Source organism: Oleiphilus sp. HI0086, from assembly GCF_001635225.1.
The window spans coordinates 1-920 of record NZ_LWFZ01001151.1 but is presented as its reverse complement, the minus strand read 5'-3'; the positions used below and the strand labels follow the sequence as shown (position 1 = coordinate 920).

At 42.7% G+C, this 920-nt stretch carries 1 protein-coding gene and 1 pseudogene; both read left to right on the top strand.

Annotation, left to right across the window (positions count from 1 at the left end; genetic code table 11):
* Positions 1 to 394 (top strand): annotated as a pseudogene (locus A3756_RS20290) (ABC transporter permease subunit); the annotation flags it as partial.
* A gap of 58 nt (positions 395 to 452) precedes the next feature.
* A partial coding sequence (locus A3756_RS20285) for a cation:proton antiporter (RefSeq protein ID WP_197481416.1) occupies positions 453 to 920 on the top strand: 468 nt, incomplete at its 3' end.

The window sequence follows — 920 nt, the reverse complement described above, 5'->3', positions numbered from 1 at the left end:
TACGGCTTTCGCAATTGTATTTTCCTATTCTGTTCGCTTCTTAGCTGTCTCTTCAGGGTCCGTAGAGTCCAGCCTATCTAAAGTAACACCAAGCATGGACATGGCATCGCGCTCACTTGGCCATAATTATTTATCGACACTATTTAAAGTACACCTGCCCATTATCAAGCGGGGTGCTCTTACCGGCATGCTTGTCGTGTTTGTAGACTGTTTGAAAGAATTGCCTGCTACACTAATTTTACGGCCTTTTAATTTTGAAACACTGGCTACACAGGTTTACCAATTTGCTTCCGATGAGTTACTTGAGCAAAGCGCCTTGAGCGCACTAATCATCGTTGCAGTGGGTATTCTGCCAGTTATATTGTTAGACAAGAGTATTAGCCAAAAGTCCTAAGATACGAAGCAATTAGCAACCCAAACATTCATCGACTTAAGAGAAGTAAATAAGCAATATGAGCATCATCTGGATTTTAGTTGCCTTCATATTTGGCTTCATTGCGAAACAAATCACACTCCCACCCTTAGTTGGTTATCTAATTGCTGGCTTCTTGCTCCATGCAAGTGGCGTTACGCCAGAACCGACACTCGAGATGCTTGCAGACCTTGGCATTACGCTAATGCTGTTTACCATCGGGCTTAAAATTGATTTCAGACAGCTTATGAGGCCACAATTATGGTCCGGAACCTTTATTCATATGAGTGGGTGGATGATACTCCTACTTCCTTTGATAATTCTTTGCACAACTACCCTCAGCCACAGCTTATTTGATCTCAGTTTGTCGCAAAGCGCCATTATCGCTTTTGCTTTTAGTTTCAGTAGCACTGTTTGCGTCATTAAGATTTTGGAAGACAATGCGGAATTAAAATCCAAACACGGTGACCTCGCTGTCGGCGTACTAATCTGGCAAGATATTGCGGCT